This is a genomic window from Robertmurraya sp. (assembly GCF_036676585.1).
Lineage (GTDB): Bacteria > Bacillota > Bacilli > Bacillales > Cytobacillaceae > Robertmurraya_A.
In genome coordinates this window covers 1-22284 of the sequence record NZ_JAKFCQ010000031.1, presented here as the reverse complement: position 1 = coordinate 22284, position 22284 = coordinate 1, and the positions used below count along the sequence as shown (strand labels likewise).

Sequence of the window (22284 nt, the reverse complement as noted above, 5' to 3'; positions counted from 1 at the left end):
TTATTGTTACACTTGGCTTTCAAATAAGGTGTTTCGATTATTATATTTAGATATTAAGAAGAGCAGCAGTACGTTAATCATCAATAAGAAAAGGCCAACAAAAAGAAGGATAATCGGGCTAATAATTAACATTCCTGTCGCTTGACCTCCGAATAAAACAACAATAGGAAGGATGACCAGTCCACCGATTTGCTGAGCTTCCTGAAAGCTTTTTGACCTGGCTGACACTAATACCTCTATTAAAATGGTAAATAGGGTGATGATTGGTGATAACCAAATTACTAGTAATATCCAGTTTGTATTTGGAAAAATAAAACCGTCAAAGATTGGATATGTAATGGCAGTCGTAATGATACCAAAAATGACAAAGCTGCCGATTGTTAAAACCATGGTTGGTACAAAAGCGGAAAGTACCTTTCCAATAAACAATTCCTTTACTGTGATCGGTGCAAATAACAGGCTCTCTAAGGTGCCTCTTTCCTTTTCCCCAACAAAACTATTAAGAGCAATCATCATGGAATTGATTACGGGAATAAGTAGAAACATAGAACCTAACAAATAGTTTACAACCACATAAATGATTTGATGGTTAAACGTTGGTAACGCGTTAATCGTGTCTTTAGTTTCTCCGTTAGGCAGACCAGATAAAATGGTGTTTGTCATTGTCTCTATATCAGAAGAGGTGAGAGGAACAAAATTAATAAGTAAAATAAGTGCAGTGGGAAGTAGGACAGCAAAAATCAAGGGCAGGATGATCAGACCGATGAGCACTTGTTTATTACTTGTTATGCCCTTAATATCTTTCATAGCTATAGTCCAGACTAGTTGCTTATTTATCTTCATTTTTCACACCTCTAATCTGAAAATACAAACTCTCTAAATCTCTATTTTGAATCTCTACATGGTGAATCCAGAACTGCTTCTTCAATATTTCCTCTAATAATCTAGGCAGTTCGTCTTTTGTTTGCAAGATAAATGTGACAAAAGAGCCTTCCTGTTTGACTACTTTATATAGAGGATTTAGTTCGTTTACAACCGCGTTTGTTTCAATTTTTACAGAGATTTCTTTGATGTATTTTGTTTCTAATTCTGATTTGGTACCGGACTCAATAATGGTACCATGATCCAAAAATAAATATTGTGTACAAACGCTTTCAATCTGGTGCAGAATATGAGAGCAAAGGAAGATCGTGGTTCCGTATTTCTTGTTTAGTGTATGGATATTTTGCAGTACCATTTGAATGCCTTCTGGGTCCAATCCATTTGTTGGTTCATCTAAGAACAAGATGGTCGGGTTATGTAAAATGGCTTTTATGATTCCTAATCTGCGTTTCATTCCTGTGCTATATGTACCCACTTTTTTCTGTTGATGGTCGGCCAGTTGAAAGTCCTCGAGCAATTGTTGTATTCTCTCCTCATCATTGACTCCGTAAAGTTTGCCAAAGAATATAAGATTATCAACACCACTCATTTCGTGATATAGACCAGCTCCATCAGTTAGTATACCGCTGATTTTTCGGATCTCATGACCTTGTGTATGTGGATCCCAATTGTTGACCAGAATCTGTCCTGCTGTGGCTTCGATGACTCCATTTAATAATCGAATGATAGTGGTCTTCCCACTGCCATTTGGTCCTAGCAACCCGACAATATCGCCTTTATTTACTGTGAAAGAAACATCATGTAAGACGGGCCGAGCATCAAAGTGTTTTTGTATTCCTTCTACTTGAATAATTGGAACCAATCTTTTATCCCCCTTTTTAAAATAAACCTATAACAACAGTTTTTATGTAACTAACCACTTGTAAAAAAAAGTAACTAGATTTATTCTAGTAATGTTGAATTTCCATTATTAAGGTAATTATATCATTAATAAGGTAGAGAAAAACGAACAGGAGAGCACGTTTTGAATAAAATAAACTCATTACAACAATTAATTGAATTCATCCCAGTATTTAAAGCAGCCATTCCTGCTGACCTATCGATTGCCGTCTGTAATCTAGAAGAATTCATTGCCTATTTTCCAGGTGAAAATATTGATTTAAACATTAAAGTTGGCCAAAAAATTAATCGAGAAGAACCACTTTCTATTGCTATTCGCCAAAATAAAAGGCTGCAAGCAGAAGTACCAAAAGATTTCTATGGATTTGAATTCACAGGTACGGCCCTTCCCCTTCATGATGAGAATAACAAGGTCATTGGAGGCATAGCCGTTCAAATTAGAAAACAGAGTGAACTAAGAGCCATTGCAGAGAAAATATCTAATTCCTTGTCGCTGGCTACGGAACAAATTAATTCAGTGGCAACTGGATCTGAGTCCTTAGTCCGTCTTTCAAAGGAGCTTCTCGAACAGTCGAGTCAAGCGGGAGAGAATGTGAAAGAAACGGATCTGGTTTTGTCAATGATCAAGAAAGTTGCTGATCAGACGAACTTACTCGGATTGAATGCAGCCATTGAAGCGGCTAGAGCAGGACAGCATGGAAAAGGATTTGAAGTTGTGGCAAACGAGATTCGGAAATTCTCTCGAGAAACCGTATCGTCTACACAAAAGGTTAGTGAAATTACTTCACAAATTCAAAAAGCAACGAACCATATGGGACAATCGATTGAAAAAATTGCCGCTGTTGGTGATGAACAAGCGGAGTCCATTCATGAGATTTCTTCCTTGGTCGAGGAGATTGAAAAGCTTTCAAAGAAGCTTGGAGAATTTGCTAATAAATTATAATAAGTCAGCATTCAAAAGGGCGCTTCGTCTACACGGAGTGCCCTTTTTATCATAAATTACTTACCTAGGTAACTAATTTATGATATACTAGTATTATGATAGGTAAAGAGAGGTATTTATATGGAGGAGAAACACGAGTTGTTTCATAGCATCCACCAGCTTTCAAGGAACCTGACTAAAAGAGTAAATGCGGCATTAGAACCGTATGAAATCTACAGCTCTCAGTGGTCAGTTTTATTTGTGCTTAAGGAAAAAGGATCTATGACACAAAAAGATCTTTGCCATTATTTAGCGATTGAAGCTCCACCAATGACAAGAACCATTCAGAAGCTTCAAAAACTAGGGCTTATTGAACAGACCGAAGGGGAAGACCGACGTAAAAAATACATTGGCCTCACCGAAAAGGCAATCACAAGCTATCCAGTCTGGGAACAAGCCGTGATGGATGTGAATAACCAAATCATTAGCGGTCTTTCAGAACATGATCAAAAGGAACTGCGAGTCATTGTGACCGAATGGTTAAAAAAATTATAGGGAGTTGTGAACATCTTGGATGATACAACACAAACAAAATTGTGGACCAGAAACTTTATTGCGGTTTCAGCCAGCAATTTCTTTTTATTTATGAGCTTTTATTTTCTTTTAGTAACTTTACCAGTTTACGTCGTTAATGACTTAGGGGCATCCAAATCCTCAGCTGGTTTACTTACCACGGCTTTCCTTCTAGCAGCCATCATTATACGTCCCTTTTCAGGGAAACTAATTGAAAAATATGGTGGTAGAACCATATTAATCATTTCATTAGTATTATTTCTTGCTACCACCCTATTTTACTTCTTTTCAAATAGTGTTTCTCAACTTCTAATGGTAAGACTGATTCATGGAATAAGCTTTGGGATGGCAACCACTGCGGCAGGTTCGATCGTAGCGGATATTATCCCTGAAAAAAGAAGAGGAGAAGGGATGGGCTACTTTATCTTATCCTCAGCACTAGCGATGGTCATTGGTCCTTACCTCGGGCTAACTTCCATGCAAAGTGGTGGCATTCATGTGATGCTTATGATTGCCCTTGTTGCTTCATTAGGTGGACTCTTTGCAGGATTCTCACTCTCAAAAACGAAGGAGCGGAGAGAAACTTCAATGGAACCAACGAAGTTTACAACAGGCTCTCTCTTTGAAAAAACAGCATTACCGATTGCCATAACAGGTGCATTCTTTGCGATTATCTATTCATCGATCATCTCGTTTATCTCTGTGTATGCAAATGAGATTCATTTAGGTCATGTTGCAAGCTTTTTCTTCGTCGTTTATGCTTTTGTCCTTTTAGTGTCGCGTCCCTTTACTGGCAGATGGTTTGATCAATTCGGGGCAAATATCATTGTGTTTCCTGGGATTATTCTTTTCTCCATTGGTTTGTTCATCCTCAGTCAAGCATCTTCAGGTTTCATCTTTTTACTTGCAGCTGCTTTTATCGGCCTTGGATGGGGTACTTTGTTCCCAACCTTCCAAACCATCGCGATACAAACTGCGCCACCGAAACGAAGAGCCATGGCAACAGCAACTTTCTTGTCTGTATTTGATGCGGGAATTGGACTCGGATCCTATATCGTAGGTGTCATAGCAACAGGAATCTCATTCAGCCAATTGTACTTTTACGGATCGTTCTATGTATTAGCAGGAATGGCTGTATACATCTACTTTAATTTGAGAAAATCCATCAGCAAGAATGGGGAAGCAACTTATAATACAGAATTGAATAAGCGGGCTAATTAGTTCGGTGCTTTTTTGGGAAGAGTGGACTCGGATTTTTATCCGAGTCTTTTTTTGTATGGTCATTCCGACAAGAGAGGTCATCGGAGCGATAGTTTTGTCCAAATGAGAGGTGGATTAAGACAGCTTAGCGTTTGAAACCAAGCGTAGAGTCCGAATGAGAGAGGGATAGAGACAGCTTAGAGCTCGAAAATAATCATTGAGTCCAAATAAAGAGTTCATTCGGACAGGAGCCAGAGCAGAAGCGAAACGAGAGTCCGAATGGGAGAGGGATAGAGACAACATAGAGCTCGAAAACAATCATTGAGTCCAAATAAAGGGTTCATTCAGACAGGAGCCAGAGCAGAAGCGAAACGAAAGTCCGAATGAGAGAGGGATAGAGACAGCTTAGAGTTCTAGAACAATCATTAAGTCCAAATAAAGGGTTCATTCAGACAGGAGCCAGAGCAGAAGTGAAACGAGAGTCTGAATAATACGTTGACCACAGAGCCGAACGGTTTATATACATTATTCCCTCTAGCACCCCCATTAAAAGCATAGTTATTCCTTTACAAACCAGGTCCTAAAAATGATCTGGTTTGTTTATATTTGGTTCAGTTTCACTTTCTATGTTAGATTCCCTTACAAAAATATACATTTTCATTTTTAAATTTGTTATGATTCGTGAATACACTGAATTATATGAAAATTCAAGGAGGGGCACGGATGGAAGCAATCCATGACATTCTACAGATGATTTCAACTTCTAATGAGGGGGTTCTTGCGACGATCATCCGAGTGGAGGGCTCCGCCTATAGAAAAGAAGGAACATCTATGTTGTTCCATAAAAATGGATCAAGGACTGGCATCCTCAGTGCAGGCTGTCTAGAAACCGATCTCGAGTATCGAGTAAAAGAATGGTTTGGAACAAGTGAGCCCCAAACCATTGTTTATCATATGCAAGCGGAAGATGATCTTTCATGGGGGCAAGGGGCAGGCTGCAATGGAATCATTACAGTCTTACTTGAACCGATTGACGAACAGCTTTTAGAACATCTGATTATTTTAAAAAATCATCTAGCACTTGGGAATAGAGTGACGATGATTAAACAATTAGATGAACATTTATCTGCAACCTCTTGCCTGTTTATGACCGATAATGGAACTATTTTTGGGAGCTGGACGGGTAGCAATGTTTTATTAGCTAAAAGTCTTTTAAAGAATTATCATTTAATGCCCCAAAAAAGCGGAACACTATATTCCTCCGAGTTAGCTTCAAATCTATATATCCATACCTTTGAACCAAAACCGCGACTCATGATTTTCGGTGCGGGAGAGGATGTCATTCCATTAGTTGATTTGGCTTCTAAAACAGGATTTAAAGTAATTGTATCAGATTGGCGTCCGGCCTTATGCGATAAAGAAGTGTTCCCGAAGGCAGATCAACTGATTGTTGGATTTCCGGAGGAGAGCTTAGCAAAATTAACTTTTCACCCTACAGATTCAGCTATCGTCGTTTCCCACAATTTTCAGAGAGACAAAGAATATTTACTGTACTTGCTTACCAAAGAGATAAGGTATTTAGGCGTACTGGGGTCTAAAAATAGGACACAGCGATTGCTAGAAGGACAGGACATTCCACCACATGTAAAAAGTCCAATTGGTTTACCCATTGGAGCAGAGGGACCAGACGAAATTGCGGTTAGTATCGTTGCCGAGTTAATTCAACAACGGAAAAAAAGCAAAGAGGGAATTCTTCATGAAGAATGGAATCATCGCCATATATCTTGCTGCGGGTAAGAGTAGCAGAATGGGGGAAAACAAGCTTTCTCTTCCACTGTCTACTTGTACCATCGGAAGCTCTGCCCTAAGTACGGCATTATCTTCCTCCCTGGAACATGTCCTTGTTGTTTCAAAAAAAGAAGACTCCCTCGAATGGGTTGATCCCTCTCTGTTCTGTTCTCCTTATTCTAGTCAATGGTCTCATGTGGTATGTGATGATGCGGAGAAAGGGCAGGCGCATTCATTGCAACGAGGATTATATGCAGCGATGAGTATGAATCCCAAAGGAATCATGGTTCTTCTTGCTGATCAGCCTTATTTGTCTAGATCAACCATAGAACAGTTAATCACTGTTTATAACCATGCTCGCCAGGGGGACTTTGTTGCCGCCACTTTCAAAGAAATCCCTAGACCACCAGTCATCTTTTCCCCACGCGTGATCCCTAAGTTGATGAAACTACAGGGGGATGTTGGGGCAAGAAAGATTTTTAAGGAGTTAGAAGGAATGTTTGTAGAATTCGCAAATACTCGAGACTTTTATGATATTGATACGAAGGAAGATTATGAAAGAGTACTTGGAGGTGAATGGAGATGATTAGACAAGGAACCACTTCACTAATTGATACAGAAGTTTGGATGCCTACGTCACTTGACGAGGCTTGGGACCTAAAAGAGAAGTTTGGGGAAACCGCTTCGTTTATTGCTGGCGGAACTCTTATGCAAACCCATTGGGCGAAAGGGTTTGATTGTCCTTCGTATCTAATTAGTTTAGATCGAGTGAATGAGGTAAAAGGCTGGGGGAAAGAACTTCTAAATGGCCAATCGTATACTCGTCTTGGTGCGGGCATTACCTTGGACTTCTGTCGTCAAAATAAGGAACTCTTTCATCCTCTTCTTGTGGAGGCTGCTAGAAATATTGCGGCACCTGCTGTCCGAAACAAAGCGACGATCGGTGGTAACGTCGCTAATGGATTTGGCGATATGATTCCTGCCTTACTAGCAATGGATTCCGTCCTCTCCGTGTATGACGGTAACTTAGTTCAAAATCAACCATTATATGATTATATAAAAAATAACTCTCAATCGCTTATTATCTCTGTCTATGTGCCAGATGATCAAACGAAGCACTTTTTTTATAAGAAGCTCTGTCATCGTGAGGCATTTACCCCGAGTGTTGTGACGGTGGCAGGAACGTTCCGTCTTAATGAAAAAAGGGAGATATCAGCCGTTCGATTGGCTGTAAGTGGTAGTACAACTCAGCCCCAGCGATTATATGAATCTGAGCAACTATTAGAAGGTTCTTCACTTACGAACGAACAATTACAGAAGGTCTTCCAAACAATAGAAGAAGAATTTACTCCTTCTACAGACGTGTACTCTACTGCAACTTATAAAAAATCAGTAGCCGCCAATTGGGTGGTTTCAGAGATTGCTAGGCTAGCTACATAAAGGAGGGGGCCCATGGCGATACACACAAGCTTTTTTGATAAGAAAAAGAAGATACGTCCTGACGGTCCAGGAAAAGTGACTGGTGCACTAAAATATTTAACTGACTTATCGTTTCCAGGGATGTTATACGGAAAAATTTTAAGAAGTACGGAACCACATGCAGAAATTCAATCTATTTCCATTGACCAGGCAAAGCAGCTTCCTGGGGTAAGAGCGATTGTCACCTATGAGGACGTTCCAGGGTTAAACGGGTTTGGACTCATATTTCCTGACCAGCCTGTGCTATGTGAGGATCGAGTACGCTATGTTGGGGATGCAATCGCTGCTGTGGCTGCAGACACGATAGAAATTGCTGATGAAGCTTTGCAACTTATCCAGGTGAAATATAAGAAGCTTCCGGTCATTGTTGAACCTGAAGAAGCCCTTCATCCAAATGCACCAAAGCTTCATCCCGATGGAAATCTACTCCACCGTGCCTATTATTCAAAAGGAGATGTGGAGGAAGGATTCCAGTCGTGCTCCCATATTGTAGAGGAAACGTATGAACTACCAAGACAAATGCATGCTTATATGGAGACAGAAGGTGGAGTGATTGTCCCTGAAGTTGACGGGAAATTAACGGTCTATGTTGGTACACAGCATGGGTTCAAAGATCGCTATCAGCTGGCAAGAATATTAAATATGAATGAGTCTGACATTCGGATTGTGTCAAGTCCGATGGGTGGATCCTTTGGGGGGAAAGATGAATTAAACATTCAACCGTATGGAGCATTGCTGGCACTTGCAACGAACTGTCCTGTTAAAATTCATCAAACGAGAAGAGAATCGGTTCGCGCAGGGCTAAAGCGACATCCGATGAAAATAACGATGAAAACGGGTGTAGATGATTCCGGGAAGATACTTTCACATAAGGTGAAGATAATAGCTGATACGGGAGCTTATGCCACACTAGGTCCTGCAGTTTTGGATTTTTCTGTAGAGCATGCTCCTGGTCCTTATGTCATTCCGAACATAGAAATAGAAGGCTTATCCATTTTCACAAATAATGGTGTGGCAGGTGAATTTAGAGGGTTTGGTGGGAATCAAGTGACGTTCGCACTCGAAGGACAAATCGACCGTTTAGCTGAAAAATTGCAAATGGATCCTATTGAATTTCGCGAAAAAAACTTAAGACAAGTGGATAGTCCCGGACCCTTAGGACAAAAAATTGCTCCAACTAGTGGTGCTAGAGATGTCTTAGAGGCAATCAAGGAAAAAGTGGTTGAAAATACAAACGAAAGTCATTTGTCTGATCAGTGGAAGGTAACAGGAACTGGAGTGGCCATTTCCATTCATGGTGGGGGACTAGGTGTCGGTCGAATCGACCCAGCAGGAGGACGACTTTCTTTTACTAAAGAGGGAAAAATAGAAGCTGCTTTCGGTTTCGAAGAGTGTGGGCAAGGTTTACTAGCTGTCATTGAAACATTAGTCATGGAAGAGTTTAATTGTAAGGAAGATGATATACGTATTGTTGTCGGTGATACAGATTCCGTACCGATATCAGGATCGTCAACAGCCTCTCGCGCAACGAGCATGGTGTGGAATTCGATTCAAAGAATGAAAGAGACATTTCGAGGCGAGATCTTGAATAGGGCATCGAGAGTATCCGGTATACCAGTTAATGAATTGACTATGGGACCTAATGGAATTTGGCTAAATGATGGCAGTCTATGTATCACGTATACCGAATTAGCAGGAAGGACTCTCAATGAACCACTTTTCAAAATAGAAACTTCCTTTAATTTTCCTGTAAGTCCTGATGCCGTTGTAGACGGAAGTCATTTCTTATATGCGTTCTCTTCTGTGTTAGCACGGGTGGAGGTAGACCTTTTAACAGGAAAGGTAAAGGTGCTTGATTTAGATCAAGCAATAGCGGCTGGTCCTGTTGTGAGTTTGCTAGGTTATCAGGGGCAAATTGAAGGAGGAGGGATTATGGCGCTAGGCTACAGTTTGATGGAAGAAGCAAAGATGGAAAATGGAGCGTACGTAAATGATAATTTCGATACGTATCTAATCCCTACCATCCAAGATGTGCCGTTCGCCATGAATGTGGAAGCAATCGAGAAGCTTCAAGAGGGGGATATATATGGCCCGCGTGGAGTGGGAGAAATTGGTACGATAGCAGTTGCTCCAGCGATTGTGAAGGCTATCCATGATGCAACAGGGTGTTGGGTAAATAAGTTACCTGTATCAAGGGAGTTTTTACTAGAGCAAATGTCTGCTAGAGGGGAGAAGCGATGGATATGAAAGAACAAGCAGAAATCACGACTCCTCCCAAAATGGAGCTTTCTCTAACCATCAACGGAACGAATGTGATATTACAGGTTCCCCCCACGAAAAGGCTTGTCACCATTTTGCGAGAAGAACTAAACCTCACTGGTACGAAAATTTCGTGTGAGGTTGGCCGATGCGGAGCTTGTGCGGTTCAAATGAACAATCAGTTAGTTAATTCATGTTTAGTCATGGCTTATCAGGCAATCGACGCTTCGATTGTGACGATTGAAGGCTTAGCGGGAGAAGAACTGGATCCTATTCAACGTGCATTTTTAGAAGAGGGTGGTTTTCAATGTGGATATTGCACACCGGGAATGGTGATGGCGGTAAATGCCTTGTTAGCTACAAATCCTTCTCCCTCAGACGAGCAAATCCAGGAAGCTCTATCTGGGAACCTTTGTCGTTGTACGGGGTATGGTGGAATTATTCGTGCTGTCCAAAAGGCGATTTCAAGCAATAATCAAGCAATTTGAGGGTCCTTAATAGGGCCCTCTTCTAATTTGTACAAATCTTTAAGTATATTTTACAATTCTCCAAAGTCTCGTTTAAAACACTTCTTTATACTAAATGGATAGTATGAAAGGTGTTTTTTATTTTATTTAGACTCAAGTTTGTCCGTGTGTAAAAAACGAGCAAAGGTGGCTAAATATGAAAATCTTACTAACAACGGAGTGCTATGCGCCTGTCATAAATGGGGTAGTAACGTCTGTTATGACTTTGGAAAAAGAACTAAGAGAACTAGGGCATGAGGTGAAAATACTAACGTTATCTACGACAAAACGGTCGTATAAGGAGGGCCATGTAACCTATATTTGCTCACTTGGAGCAGGTAAGTTATATCCTGGCGCCAGATTTGCTTGGCGCACAAATACGGAATATCTTGACGAGTTGGTTGACTGGCAGCCGGATATTATTCATTCTCACTGTGAATTCAGTACCTTTTTAATGGCTCGACAAATGGCAAGGAAACTGAGAATTCCGATAGTGCATACATATCACACGGTTTACGAGGACTATACCCATTATTTTTCACCTAACAAAAAGTGGGGCAGAGCCATGGTCGCTATTTTTACTAGGAAAGTTTTAAAAAACGCTCACTGTGTGATCTCACCTACGAATAAAGTTCGCTCTATCCTACTCGAATATGGAGTGACTCGACCCATTCAGGTGGTGCCTACAGGGATCCATTTAGCTAGAATAACCAGACCCATCAATGACCAAGAAAAGCAAACTCTTCGTATGAGAATAGGTATTCCTACCCATCATAAGGTACTTTTAGCGGTTGGACGTTTAGCAAAGGAAAAGAACCTTGAGGAAATACTATTTTATCTATCAAAAACAGAGCAAAAGGATGTGACACTACTGATTGTGGGTGATGGACCAAATCGGGAGAGCCTGGAGGAATACGCAAAAGCTTTGGGAATTCGTAATCATGTGATATTTGTGGGAATGATCTCTCCCACAGAAATTTCAGCTTATTACCAATTGGGGGATGTGTTTGTTAGTGCTTCTAATAGTGAAACACAAGGTCTAACATATGTTGAGGCATTAGCAAATGGAGTGCCTGCCCTTTGTCGGAAGGATAGCTGTTTAGATGATGTGATTACAGATGGGGTAAATGGGTGGCAATACTCAAGCTTCGAAGAGTTTGATGAAAAACTTCACATGATGCTGAGTCAAGAAGAGGTGTATCGTCGTTTAAGTCATCATGCAAGAGCGAAAGCCGCATGTGACTACTCTTCAGAATCGTTTGCAAGAAAAATTGAACAGATCTACCAACAGGAAATTATTAATTATGGAAGAACGATCCTAAAATCCCGAGGGAGCGATCTTCATAGGGTGGATGAAGGACGTTAGGTCAGAAAAAATGGAGGGAAACGACGTTCATAGGGTGGATGAAGGACGTTAGGTCAGAAAAAATGGAGGGAAATGACGTTCATAAGGTGGATGAAGGTCATTAGCTCATTAAAATTCGGAAGAAATGACCTTCATAGCATGGATGAGGTCTGCGAATCCCTGTCCGAAATGGATTTGTTACATGAAAACAAGCACCAGAAAAAAATTCTGGTGCTTGTTTGTTAATAAGATACTCCTGTACGCTTATGAGATTTTTCAAACTCTGTGGGATTTGGATCAAAGTACTCTGCGGTGTACTGTGCGACGAAAGCATTGTCTTTAATATATCCTGCTCCCCAAGTTGGATCCATGGTGAGCCAGTTTCCATCGACTTTTGCCTCTACCCAAGCATGCTTTTGTGGCCAAAATCCTCCAAAGGCATTTCCTTCAATTAATCGTGCTTCCACATTGCTGGCACGTAAAAGGGCAATGGTAAGGTAAGCGTAGTCCTGACAAATCCCCTTCTTTAATTGGAGTGTTTTTAAAGCACTATCATCCCAGTTATAGTTCTTTGTTTCGTACTTTTCTACATCATAGGAGATATTGCTTGCTACATACTTGTAAATGGCTTCTGATTTTTCTCGGTCAATGGTTAAACCGTTTGTTAACTGCCCAGCTAACTCTATAATTTCTGGAGCATCAGACTCAACCCCACGTGATGGTAGCAAATCACGCTTATCCTCAGAGGTTGACTCTACCTCAAATTTGGCAAATCCGAAATATCGAAACCTATCACTATTTTCTTCCTTGATTTCAGGGACGCTAAGCATGACTTCATACGTTCCAGGTCCAAATCGTAAGTAGAAGGAATCATCAAAAGAGAAATCCTCTACAGGAATAACGTCTAATGCTTCGTCTTCTCCTTTTTTCGTCGTCACATAAATATGCGTAGTTTCAGGTCCAAATGAAGCTTTGGGGTCAATCGACCCTTTAATGGTAAAAAGGCCATCAGATTCGACTCCACCAAATTGAGGATAGTTAAGTGTGACTCCTCGTTCAAGGTAAGTACTAGAAAAATCAATTGGTGACAAGGTTCGGTCTGATTCGTTATTAATAAGTATCTTTGTTGCCGGTTGATAATATTTTTCTCGCTCTTCATCAGGGACGAGTACTTCGAGTTCATGTACTCCTTTGCCATATAAAAGGGGGACATCAAAGGAAAATTGACCATCAACAATAGGTAATACGTGCGTCCAAGAATCCGAGTCCTTGGTTAGTTTAATCATGATGGTGTCGTTATCGGATAATGTTCCTGCATCTCCACTTAATGAAAAAATTTCTTTTTCAGTCACATACCCGAGATCAAGATTCAGAAGTATTTCTGCTTCTTGACCAAAAGGAGAATACGTAACATCGCGTTCAATGTCTGGGTTCACGTTATGAACCGTAAAAGATGCAGTCTCATAATAATAGTCTTCACGATCTAAGCTAGGAACCTGTACTTTTACTTCATACTGGCCATCTCCATTAAAAAGGGAGATCTCTTGCTTAAACTTCCCTTCTTTAATCGGTGCGTAGTATTCCTGCTCCATTCCTGCAGGTTCCTCTTCGTTAGCCTGAACCTTGATCCAAACATAATCAGACTTTATCTCTGAAAACTTCTCGATCTCTCCTTCAACCACCACTTTTTTATTTACGGCGAATTCTTTATAAGTAGGTTTATTTAATGTGACTCCTGCTTCCTCGCTATAAGAAGTTAGCTCAATGGGTTGAAGATCGAGTTCTTTGTTCTTTTCTTTCACGAGCTTATCGTATTTGTTTTCTTCTTTTTGAGTTTCCTCCGTTTTAGAATTACTTGACTCGGAGTTGCTGCATCCTGAAATAAAAAGAATAAGGCTTAGTAAACTGATGATAATAAATATGACAGGTGTTTTCTTTTTCATATATCCTCCTTTAAAACGACCGTTTACAAAGGTATTTACGTTAACATGGTGGGTTAGGTTTCTGGGTCTTCTTTCTTATTTATTGTTTGTGATTTTATTCACAAAAAGTTCAATATTCCTATCACACAAAGAACGTTCGGTAAAGTATATTAATAATATGTTAATAGTGTTAATCGTAAGGAGGAGCAACAATGAAGAAACTATTTTTCTTAACAACATTAATTGGAGCAATCTTAACACCTTATTTTGCACAAGCTCATGTGAAGTGGTTTACAAAACTTGTGCCGCAAAAAGAAACCATTGAAAATATATTATCGCCGTTATTTATATCTTTAGCACTACTTGCTGCAATTGTTTTAGGGATACTCACATTACTTATTCCAAGGTTTGCCGAATGGAAGCAAATTAAGATTTGGGATGACAAATTATCAAGTTTAAGAAAATATTCAAGACATCTGCTAAAATACGGGACAGCCATTGCTCTTATTTTGCAAATTATTAATGGAACATTATTTGCACCCGAACTACATGTAAGTCAAATGGTATCCATTATTGCTTGGATAAGTGTTGGTTTCTTATTGATTCCACATCATATTGCAACAAAGATTGGTTCGGCTATTCTTCTAGGGTTATTTGTTTATATTACTGCTGAACATGGTATTTTCTACATGCTTGATTACAGCTTTTATATCGCTATTATTGGAGTTTTACTTGTAGGAAAAACAAAACTAGAAAATGTTGGATTTCCATTTTTATATTTAGGAACAGGGTTATCTCTATGCTGGGTAGCCGTTGAAAAATGGGTGTATCCAAGCATGTCGATGGACATTATTGTGAACCATCATGTTCCAACATTTGGCTTTGCACCAGCTACTTTTATTGTGATGGCCGCATTTATTGAATTTGTAGTAGGTTATTTACTAGTGGTAGGTATTTTAAACAGAGTATTAGGTCTTGTTGTTACTGTTATCTTTATCATGACGACCATGCTGTTTGGTTTTACAGAAATTATCGGTCACTTTATGATTCATATTGTTTTGATCATCTTTATCATTGAAGGAGTATCTTTCTATAATCCACCGATCAAATGGCATAAAACCAAACTGGATCAATTTATCTTTGTATTTCTAAACTTCTTGTTTGTACTAGCAACGATTGTGTTGGTTTACTACCGTTTTGGATGATAAAAAATGGTTCCTTGAAAGCTACCATGTCTGGTAGCTTTTTTTCTATGTCATATAATCTAACATATCCCTTGAACCTAAACTTTTGTGCGTTTATACTTCAGAGTATAAAAGCATACGGGTTCTCGTTAGTATAATTGAGGACAAAAATTGCTCTCTAGGGTTCCGGTTGAAAAACGTCTGGTCCGAGAGAGAGCGTACAGTATATCTGTAGACACGGAGGGACAAAAGCCCGGGAGAATTTTTCTGTAAAATTCTCCTGGGCTTTTGTTTTTTTTACACGAAATCCAAAAAAGAAGGTGTAAGGGAATGAATAAAGGAACAGGATTAGTAAAATCACTTAAGCTACATCAAGTTGTATTTATGGGACTTGCTTGGATGACACCGATGATTTTCTTTACCGTATACGGCGTTGCTTATGAGGCATCGAGTGGGATGATGGCGGCTGCCTATGTAACAGCCTTCATTGCAATCTTTTTCACTGCTTATAGTTACAGTTTAATGGTTAAGGCTTACCCTGTCTCAGGTTCTGCCTATACGTATACGAAGAGGGCGGTTCATCCAATGGCAGGCTTTCTTGTTGGTTGGGCTCTTCTTTTGGATTATATTTTCTCTCCTATTATTGCTATCCTTACGTTTGGCATCTTCATGCATACAGAATTTCCTTCTATACCGGTTTTTGTTTGGATTATCATTATGAATATCATCCTTGCTATCGTTAATATCGTTGGCATAAAGTCCGCTGCTCGGGTGAGTGGGATGTCTGTACTTGTTCAAATCGGATTTATTCTCATTTTTTGTATTCTCGTTGCAAAGGATCTTTTAGCAGGTGGAACAGGTGCAAGCTCACTATTCTCCTTAACACCTTTCTTCGGCGAACATATTGCCTTAAGTGCCGTATTTTCCGGTGCAGCACTCATTTGTTTTTGCTTCCTCGGTTTTGATGCAGTGACAACGATGGCAGAGGAAACGATCGATGCAAAAAAGACGATACCAAAAGCCATCTTTCTCATTGTGATCATAGCGGTAACGATGTACACAGCGATTTCTTATTTGACTCAACTTGCCTATCCGGATTTTACTTTTACTAATCCTGATAATGCAGCTTATAATCTTGTTCATTTAGTAGGTGGCAATTTATTTAGTTCTCTTTTTATCATGGTTCTTATGATCGCAACCTTTACACAGGGTGTTTCCTCTGTAACAAGTGTGAGCCGATTTCTATACGCACTTGGTAAGGAATCCATTCTTCCAGGAAAAATATTTACAAGCATTCATCCTAAATACAAAACACCTTTTGCCAATATCGTTTTGGTAGCGATTATTTCATTTTCTGCGGTGTTCATTAGTCTAGATACTGCCGTCATGTTTGTAAGCTTCGGTGCCTTAACCGCATTTATATTTGTCAATTTATCAGTGATTGCTCATTATTATGTGAAAATGAAAAAACGCTCACTAAAAGACACTTGTTTTTATCTTATTTTTCCACTTGTCGGGGCAAGTTTTATCGGCTGGCTGTTAACCTTGCTGGATAAGCATACTTTAACAGCGGGAGTGATCTGGGTGGCAGTAGGATTTACGTATCTCTTCTTAAAGACTGAATGGACCAAAGCTAAGGAACGTAAAATGGCTTTGTCTTTCCATCAAACAGCGATTAAGAAAAACATTGTTAGATAGTCTGACACTTTCATTGTTATCTATCTTTTCTGATAGTTATACTAATTACAACAACATACAGGTTTCCACATACTGTTGGAAACGAAAAAGCTTTCTAGGGTTCCGGTTATTAACGTCAGGTCCGAGAGAGAGCGTACAGCATCTGCTGTATACACGGAAGGATAAAAGCCTGGGAGATGAATGATCTCCTAGGCTTTTATCCTTTTTTATTTTAAAGGAGGCTAAATGATGAGTAAGGTACTAACGAAAATAATTCCTGCTGGTGGAAAATGGTCAACAAAAATAAAAAGTGGAAAACAACTAACCTTTACTGCTCTTGGAGATGGAGCCAATCTTTCTCTTCTTTTATATAACGCAGATGACACATCAGAGCGCTACAATATGCCGGATACATTAAAGGCTCAGCATACTGCTCACTTAACGGCTGGAAACGTCTTGATGAGTGACAATGGAAGAGTACTAGCTAGTATTATTGATGATTCTCTCGGCTGGCATGACACGATATCAGGCTATGTGACACGCCTTATGATCGACGAACGATATGGGAAGACCACATATCAAGAACAAAGAAATGATTGGTATCGAAGTGGGGAGGAAAACTTTGCTGTTGAATTGTTCCGAAATGGATTAACGAACAGAGATCTGATCCCCGTTGTTAATTTATTTTCAAAAGTATCTTGCAAGGAAGATGGTTCACTTCATTTTGCCCCAAGTCATTCAAAAAAGGGTGACACCATTACATTGAGAGCCGAAATGGATGTTCTTATTATTTTATCAAACACACCAAATCCGCTTGACCCAAGTGCCAATTATCCTTCTGTTCCTGTCGAGATAACGATCACCGATGCAGCTCCTGTTGAGGAGAACGATATTTGTGTGAACCATCGTCCGGAAAACCGTCGTGCATTTGAGAACACATGGGATTATGCTTTGCTAACAAAAGGAGGAACGAACTAATGGCCACTTTACAATACAAGGTTAGTGAAAGACAGGTAGAGGAAGCGATAGATAACTATATTGTTCCTGCTGGAGAAGGGTGGACACAAATTCTTGAACCAGGACAGGTGCTACGAATTGTGGATGTAGAAGGAAATCAAGCAGCAGACACCCTATTCTACGATGCCGATCATCCAACGGACCATTATAGTGCAATAAATACAATTCAACGTCAGGGCAATGTTTATCTAACGACTGGTTCGGTTCTAGTTTCAGAGTCTGGGAAAGAACTTGTTGAGATTGTTGCCGATACATGTGGACGCCACGATACGCTTGGTGGCGCTTGTTCCGCGCAAAGTAACACCGTTCGCTATTCTCATGACAAGCTTCCTATGCACAACTGTCGAGATACGTTTATGCTTCAACTCTCAAAGTATGGAAGCCAATTTAACAAACGAGATTTAGCACCAAACGTAAATTTTTTTATGAATGTTCCTGTTACGCCAGAAGGTGGATTAACCTTTGAAGATGGTGTGTCCGCCCCAGGATATTATGTAGAAATGAAAGCAGTCAGTCGGACACTTGTCCTTATTAGCAACTGTCCACAATTAAATAATCCTTGTAACGCCTATAATCCTACTCCTATTCAACTACTAATCTGGGATAAATAACATAGAGAGGAGCTCCAGCCATGTTCAAAAAAGTATTAATTGCAAACCGTGGAGCGATTGCGGTTCGAATTGAAAGAACTCTAAAAAAACTAAACATTTCATCTGTTGCGGTTTATACAAAAGCAGATCAAGATAGCCTTCATGTCGATCACGCGGATGAAGCTGTATTAATAGGTGAAGGTGCTGCAAAAGAAAGCTATCTCAATGCGGAACTCATTTTAAAAACGGCACTTGAAACAGGTGCGGAAGCCATTCATCCAGGCTATGGGTTCCTCAGTGAAAATGCTGATTTCGCCCGTGCTTGTCAAAAACATGGAATCACCTTTATTGGTCCTACACCTGAGCAAATGGAGCTGTTTGGTTTAAAGCATTCAGCGCGTGAAATAGCGGTGAAGGCAGGAGTTCCACTTTTACCGGGAACATCCTTAATAACCCAAGTAGAAACCGCCGTTACTGAAGCAGAACGAATTGGATATCCTGTCATGCTTAAAAGTACAGCAGGAGGTGGAGGAATTGGAATGCGTGTCTGTGTAGATGAGTCTGCCCTAACAGATGCCTTCGATTCGGTCTGTCGCCTAGCTGAAACGAATTTTAACAACGGAGGAGTCTTTTTAGAAAAATATATTCAAAAAGCACGCCATGTGGAGGTTCAAATCTTCGGGAATGAGTACGGTGAAGTGGTCGCATTAGGAGAACGTGATTGTTCCGTTCAGCGTCGTAATCAAAAGGTGGTAGAAGAAAGTCCAGCTCCATGTTTATCTCCAGCTGTTCGTGAGGAAATGCTAGCTGCTTCAAAACGACTAGCAGAGGAAGTGGGATACAGGAGTGCAGGAACGGTTGAATATTTGTATGATCCGGAAGCTGAGAAGTTTTACTTTCTTGAAGTAAATACCCGACTTCAGGTAGAACACGGTGTGACCGAAGAAGTGTTAGGTCTTGATTTAGTCGAGTGGATGGTTCATGAAGCGGCTGGTGAGCTTCGTCAACTTAATACTTTGTATACCACTCCGAAAGGGCATAGTATTCAAGCTCGGATTTATGCGGAAGACTGTCTAAATGATTTTCGTCCGAGCGGTGGTCAATTGGATCAAGTTCGATTTTCAGAGGATGCCCGGATTGAAACTTGGGTAAGAGATGGCTTAACGGTTACCTCTTTGTATGACCCCATGCTTGCCAAAATTATTGTTCATGCGGCCACACGTGAACAAGCTATTAATCAGCTAAGTCAAGCATTACAAGATACAAGACTATATGGTGTCACAACCAACTTACAATATGTACAGTCACTGTTAGAGGAAGAAGAATGTCGCTCTGGACATGTTCATACTCAAATGTTAAAGGAATTTTCACCAGCGGAGTGTGCCATTGAAGTACTGGATGGTGGGATTCAAACGACTGTTCAAGATTGGCCAGGACGAGTGGGACATTGGGATGTGGGAGTTCCTCCTTGTGGACCGATGGATCCTTTCTCCTTCCGAATCGGAAATCAGTTGCTAGGGAATGATTCTCATGCCGCTGGATTAGAACTCACTTTACGAGGGGGCTCTTACCGTTTCCGTGGAGATATCGTTTTTTGCTTAACCGGCTCAGATATGGGAGCAACATTGGATGATATGCCTGTTCCGACCTACAAGGTAATCACTGCCAAGCGCGGCCAAATTCTTTCATTTGGTGAAGCTACACAAGGAATGCGCACCTATTTGTTAGTGGCAGGTGGTTTCGATATGCCCCTTTATTTAGGAAGTGCCTCCACCTTTACGCTTGGAGGGTTTGGTGGACACGGTGGGCGTGCACTTCGTACAGGAGATGTGTTGCGCGTTCATCCTTGTGCTACTCCTCCCAATAAAGAGCTTAGTATCAATCAACAGCCTGTATTAACAAAAGAATGGACAATAGGTGTCATTCCCGGTCCACACTGTACAGAAGAGTTTTTATTACCAGAGTATTTGACACAGTTGACAGAAACAAGCTGGGAAGTCCATTTTAATAGCTCTCGTACAGGTGTCCGTTTAATTGGGCCTGCTCCACTTTGGGCTAGAGAAGACGGGGGAGAGGCAGGGTTACATCCTTCTAATATTCACGACAACGCGTATGCGATAGGTACATTAGATTTAACTGGGGATATGCCTATCTTACTTGGTCCTGATGGTCCGAGTCTGGGCGGGTTTGTTTGTCCAGTGACAACAGCATCAGCAGAATTTTGGAAACTCGGCCAGCTTCATGCAGGTGACCGCGTCCGCTTTCAGCTTTTAACGCTAGAAGAGGCGGAACAACTAAGAAAAACACAAGAATTGTTTTTAGAAAATATAGGAGATCACGCAGTTCCTACATTGCCAGAAGAAACGAAGCTCCTGTCACCAAGTTATCCCGTACTCGTTCAAAATGAGGAGAGCCGTTTCCCATTGACGATTCGTGCGGCGGGAGATGAGCACATTCTCATTGAGTATGGAGAAATGGAGTTAGATCTGCTGCTTCGTTTTCAAATTCATGCATTAATGGATGCCATTCAAGTTCGTAAGGATATTCCTGTTTTAGACTTAACGCCAGGAATTCGTTCCTTACAAGTCCATTTTGATGCATCCCAAATATCTACCTTTGCTATTTGTGCATTAATTGAAGGAATCAACCGAGAGTTGCCTCCGTTAGAGGAGATTGAAGTACCATCCCGTGTGGTTCGACTTCCTCTTTCATGGGATGATCCAGCTACACAGCTTGCCATCGATCGCTACCAAAAAAATGTTCGGCCTGATGCTCCTTGGTGCCCAAGCAACTTAGAATTCATTCGACGAGTGAATGGTCTGGCACAGATAGAAGATGTGAAGAAGACGGTCTTTGATGCGAGCTATTTAGTGCTTGGTCTTGGGGATGTGTACTTGGGTGCACCTGTTGCAACCCCAATCGATCCAAGACATCGATTAGTAACCACAAAGTATAATCCGGCTCGAACATGGACACCAGAGAATGCAGTGGGAATTGGCGGCGCCTATATGTGCATCTATGGAATGGAGGGACCTGGTGGCTACCAATTTGTTGGACGGACGGTTCAAGTTTGGAATCGAGTTCGGGAAACAAAGAGCTTTACAGAGAAAAAGCCATGGTTACTTCGTTTCTTTGACCAAATTCAATTTTACCCAGTCAGTACAGAAGAGCTTACAGTCATGAGAGAAGACTTCCTAAGAGGACGTTTTGAAGTAGACATTACCGAGACAACCTTTAACCTTGGAGAGTACTTAGCGTTTTTGGAATCTATTAAAGAGAGTGCAGAAGAATTCCGACAAACGCAGGAGGCAGCATTTAAGACGGAGCGCGAGAGCTGGAAAGAGCTTGGTCTTGCTGAGTATATTTCGGAACAATCGGTGTCTGAAACGGTTGAAGAAGAATTGCCACAAGGAGTAGAAGCGGTCCGTTGTACGATGCCAGGAAGCGTGTGGAAAGTGCTGGTTTCTGCGGGTGATACAGTCAAGAAAGGCGACGTATTAATGATTGAGGAGAGTATGAAGATGGAATTTCCTCAACATGCTCCGTTTGATGGACTGATACAATCTGTACACGTATCACCAGGTGATGAAGTTCATGCGGGACAACTGTTTGTCTCCATTACAAAAGAAAAGCGGGGGATAGCCAATGAAAACGATGAACACGCCAAAGCTACTATCCATTCATAATCTAAGAGAAAAATATAAGTCTAACGAGTTAACACCAGAAAAACTTATTCAAGAGATTATTCAACGAGCCGAAGCTGACAAAGAGATGAATATTTGGATCACTCCACCTTCTATGGAATTCATTCAGCCTTACTTGGATAATTTGAAAAAAGTGGACCCAGAGAAAGCTCCTCTCTGGGGAATCCCTTTTGCGATTAAAGATAATATCGACCTAGCAGGTGTACCAACAACAGCCGGTTGTGCTGAGTTTGCTTATACTCCTGTAGAACATGCGACAGTAGTAAGACGGCTTATCGACGCGGGTGCCATCCCGGTTGGAAAAGCAAATCTGGATCAATTCGCTACTGGACTTGT

18 protein-coding genes and 2 riboswitches are annotated in these 22284 nt (G+C 40.7%); of the genes, 15 read left to right on the top strand and 3 right to left on the bottom strand.

The genetic code is table 11. The features are described from left to right. Positions 1 to 6: 6 nt before the first annotated feature. Positions 7 to 843, bottom strand: coding sequence for an ABC transporter permease subunit (locus tag ACGLXV_RS03600; protein WP_391557529.1), 837 nt, complete (start codon positions 841 to 843; stop codon positions 7 to 9). Further along, the gene (locus ACGLXV_RS03595; RefSeq protein WP_391557528.1) at positions 830 to 1744 is read right to left on the bottom strand and encodes an ABC transporter ATP-binding protein; all 915 of its coding nucleotides are present in this window, start codon (positions 1742 to 1744) and stop codon (positions 830 to 832) included. Before ACGLXV_RS03595 ends, ACGLXV_RS03600 begins: the two co-directional genes overlap by 14 nt. Positions 1745 to 1906: 162 nt before the next feature. Between ACGLXV_RS03595 and ACGLXV_RS03590 the strand changes: the two genes are divergently transcribed. From ACGLXV_RS03590 to ACGLXV_RS03550, 9 genes are all read left to right on the top strand, one after another. Next, the gene (locus ACGLXV_RS03590; RefSeq protein WP_119709670.1) at positions 1907 to 2725 is read left to right on the top strand and encodes a methyl-accepting chemotaxis protein; all 819 of its coding nucleotides are present in this window, start codon (positions 1907 to 1909) and stop codon (positions 2723 to 2725) included. Positions 2726 to 2845: 120 nt separating this feature from the next. Further along, positions 2846 to 3259, top strand: coding sequence for a MarR family winged helix-turn-helix transcriptional regulator (locus ACGLXV_RS03585; RefSeq protein ID WP_391557527.1), 414 nt, complete (start codon positions 2846 to 2848; stop codon positions 3257 to 3259). 15 nt (positions 3260 to 3274) lie between these two features. Continuing rightward, a complete protein-coding gene (locus ACGLXV_RS03580; protein WP_391557526.1) occupies positions 3275 to 4498 on the top strand; it encodes an MFS transporter in 1224 nt (407 codons plus the stop codon). 702 nt (positions 4499 to 5200) lie between these two features. Next, complete coding sequence (locus ACGLXV_RS03575; protein WP_391557525.1) at positions 5201 to 6274, top strand: XdhC family protein; 1074 nt, start codon at positions 5201 to 5203, stop codon at positions 6272 to 6274. After that, positions 6234 to 6851, top strand: a complete 618-nt coding sequence (locus ACGLXV_RS03570) for a nucleotidyltransferase family protein (protein ID WP_391557524.1) — start codon at positions 6234 to 6236, stop codon at positions 6849 to 6851. Before ACGLXV_RS03575 ends, ACGLXV_RS03570 begins: the two co-directional genes overlap by 41 nt. Then, positions 6848 to 7705 carry an FAD binding domain-containing protein gene (locus ACGLXV_RS03565; protein WP_391557523.1) on the top strand — a complete coding sequence of 286 codons (858 nt, stop codon included), beginning with the start codon at positions 6848 to 6850 and terminating at the stop codon, positions 7703 to 7705. The genes ACGLXV_RS03570 and ACGLXV_RS03565 overlap by 4 nt, the downstream gene beginning before the upstream one ends. A 12-nt stretch (positions 7706 to 7717) precedes the next feature. After that, on the top strand, positions 7718 to 9991 hold the full coding sequence (gene pucD, locus ACGLXV_RS03560; protein ID WP_391557522.1) for a xanthine dehydrogenase subunit D: 2274 nt from the start codon (positions 7718 to 7720) through the stop codon (positions 9989 to 9991). Further along, positions 9982 to 10491: a (2Fe-2S)-binding protein gene (locus ACGLXV_RS03555; RefSeq protein WP_391557521.1), complete on the top strand. Its 510-nt coding sequence runs from the start codon at positions 9982 to 9984 to the stop codon at positions 10489 to 10491. The genes pucD and ACGLXV_RS03555 overlap by 10 nt, the downstream gene beginning before the upstream one ends. Positions 10492 to 10666: 175 nt before the next feature. After that, positions 10667 to 11875 carry a glycosyltransferase family 4 protein gene (locus ACGLXV_RS03550; RefSeq protein ID WP_391557520.1) on the top strand — a complete coding sequence of 403 codons (1209 nt, stop codon included), beginning with the start codon at positions 10667 to 10669 and terminating at the stop codon, positions 11873 to 11875. 221 nt (positions 11876 to 12096) lie between these two features. On the opposite strand, the gene ACGLXV_RS03545 is transcribed toward ACGLXV_RS03550, so the two are convergent. After that, positions 12097 to 13797, bottom strand: a complete 1701-nt coding sequence (locus ACGLXV_RS03545; protein WP_391557519.1) for a transglutaminase domain-containing protein — start codon at positions 13795 to 13797, stop codon at positions 12097 to 12099. 191 nt (positions 13798 to 13988) lie between these two features. On the opposite strand from ACGLXV_RS03545, the gene ACGLXV_RS03540 reads away from it, so the two are divergent. From ACGLXV_RS03540 to ACGLXV_RS03515, 6 genes are all read left to right on the top strand, one after another. Next, positions 13989 to 14981, top strand: coding sequence for a hypothetical protein (locus ACGLXV_RS03540; protein ID WP_391557518.1), 993 nt, complete (start codon positions 13989 to 13991; stop codon positions 14979 to 14981). A 146-nt stretch (positions 14982 to 15127) separates the two neighbouring features. Continuing rightward, a riboswitch (guanidine-I (ykkC/yxkD leader) is annotated at positions 15128 to 15222 on the top strand. 68 nt (positions 15223 to 15290) lie between these two features. Then, entirely contained in the window at positions 15291 to 16658 is a 1368-nt protein-coding gene (locus ACGLXV_RS03535; RefSeq protein ID WP_391557517.1) for an APC family permease, read from the top strand. An 83-nt stretch (positions 16659 to 16741) separates the two neighbouring features. Further along, a riboswitch (guanidine-I (ykkC/yxkD leader) is annotated at positions 16742 to 16836 on the top strand. A 50-nt stretch (positions 16837 to 16886) separates the two neighbouring features. Then, on the top strand, positions 16887 to 17615 hold the full coding sequence (locus ACGLXV_RS03530) for an urea amidolyase associated protein UAAP1 (protein ID WP_391557591.1): 729 nt from the start codon (positions 16887 to 16889) through the stop codon (positions 17613 to 17615). Further along, positions 17615 to 18265: an urea amidolyase associated protein UAAP2 gene (locus ACGLXV_RS03525; protein WP_391557516.1), complete on the top strand. Its 651-nt coding sequence runs from the start codon at positions 17615 to 17617 to the stop codon at positions 18263 to 18265. Before ACGLXV_RS03530 ends, ACGLXV_RS03525 begins: the two co-directional genes overlap by 1 nt. 20 nt (positions 18266 to 18285) lie before the next feature. Beyond that, positions 18286 to 21930: an urea carboxylase gene (gene uca, locus ACGLXV_RS03520; protein WP_391557515.1), complete on the top strand. Its 3645-nt coding sequence runs from the start codon at positions 18286 to 18288 to the stop codon at positions 21928 to 21930. Then, the coding region (locus ACGLXV_RS03515; RefSeq protein ID WP_391557514.1) for an amidase family protein at positions 21890 to 22284 on the top strand (395 nt) is incomplete at its 3' end. The genes uca and ACGLXV_RS03515, both read left to right, overlap by 41 nt.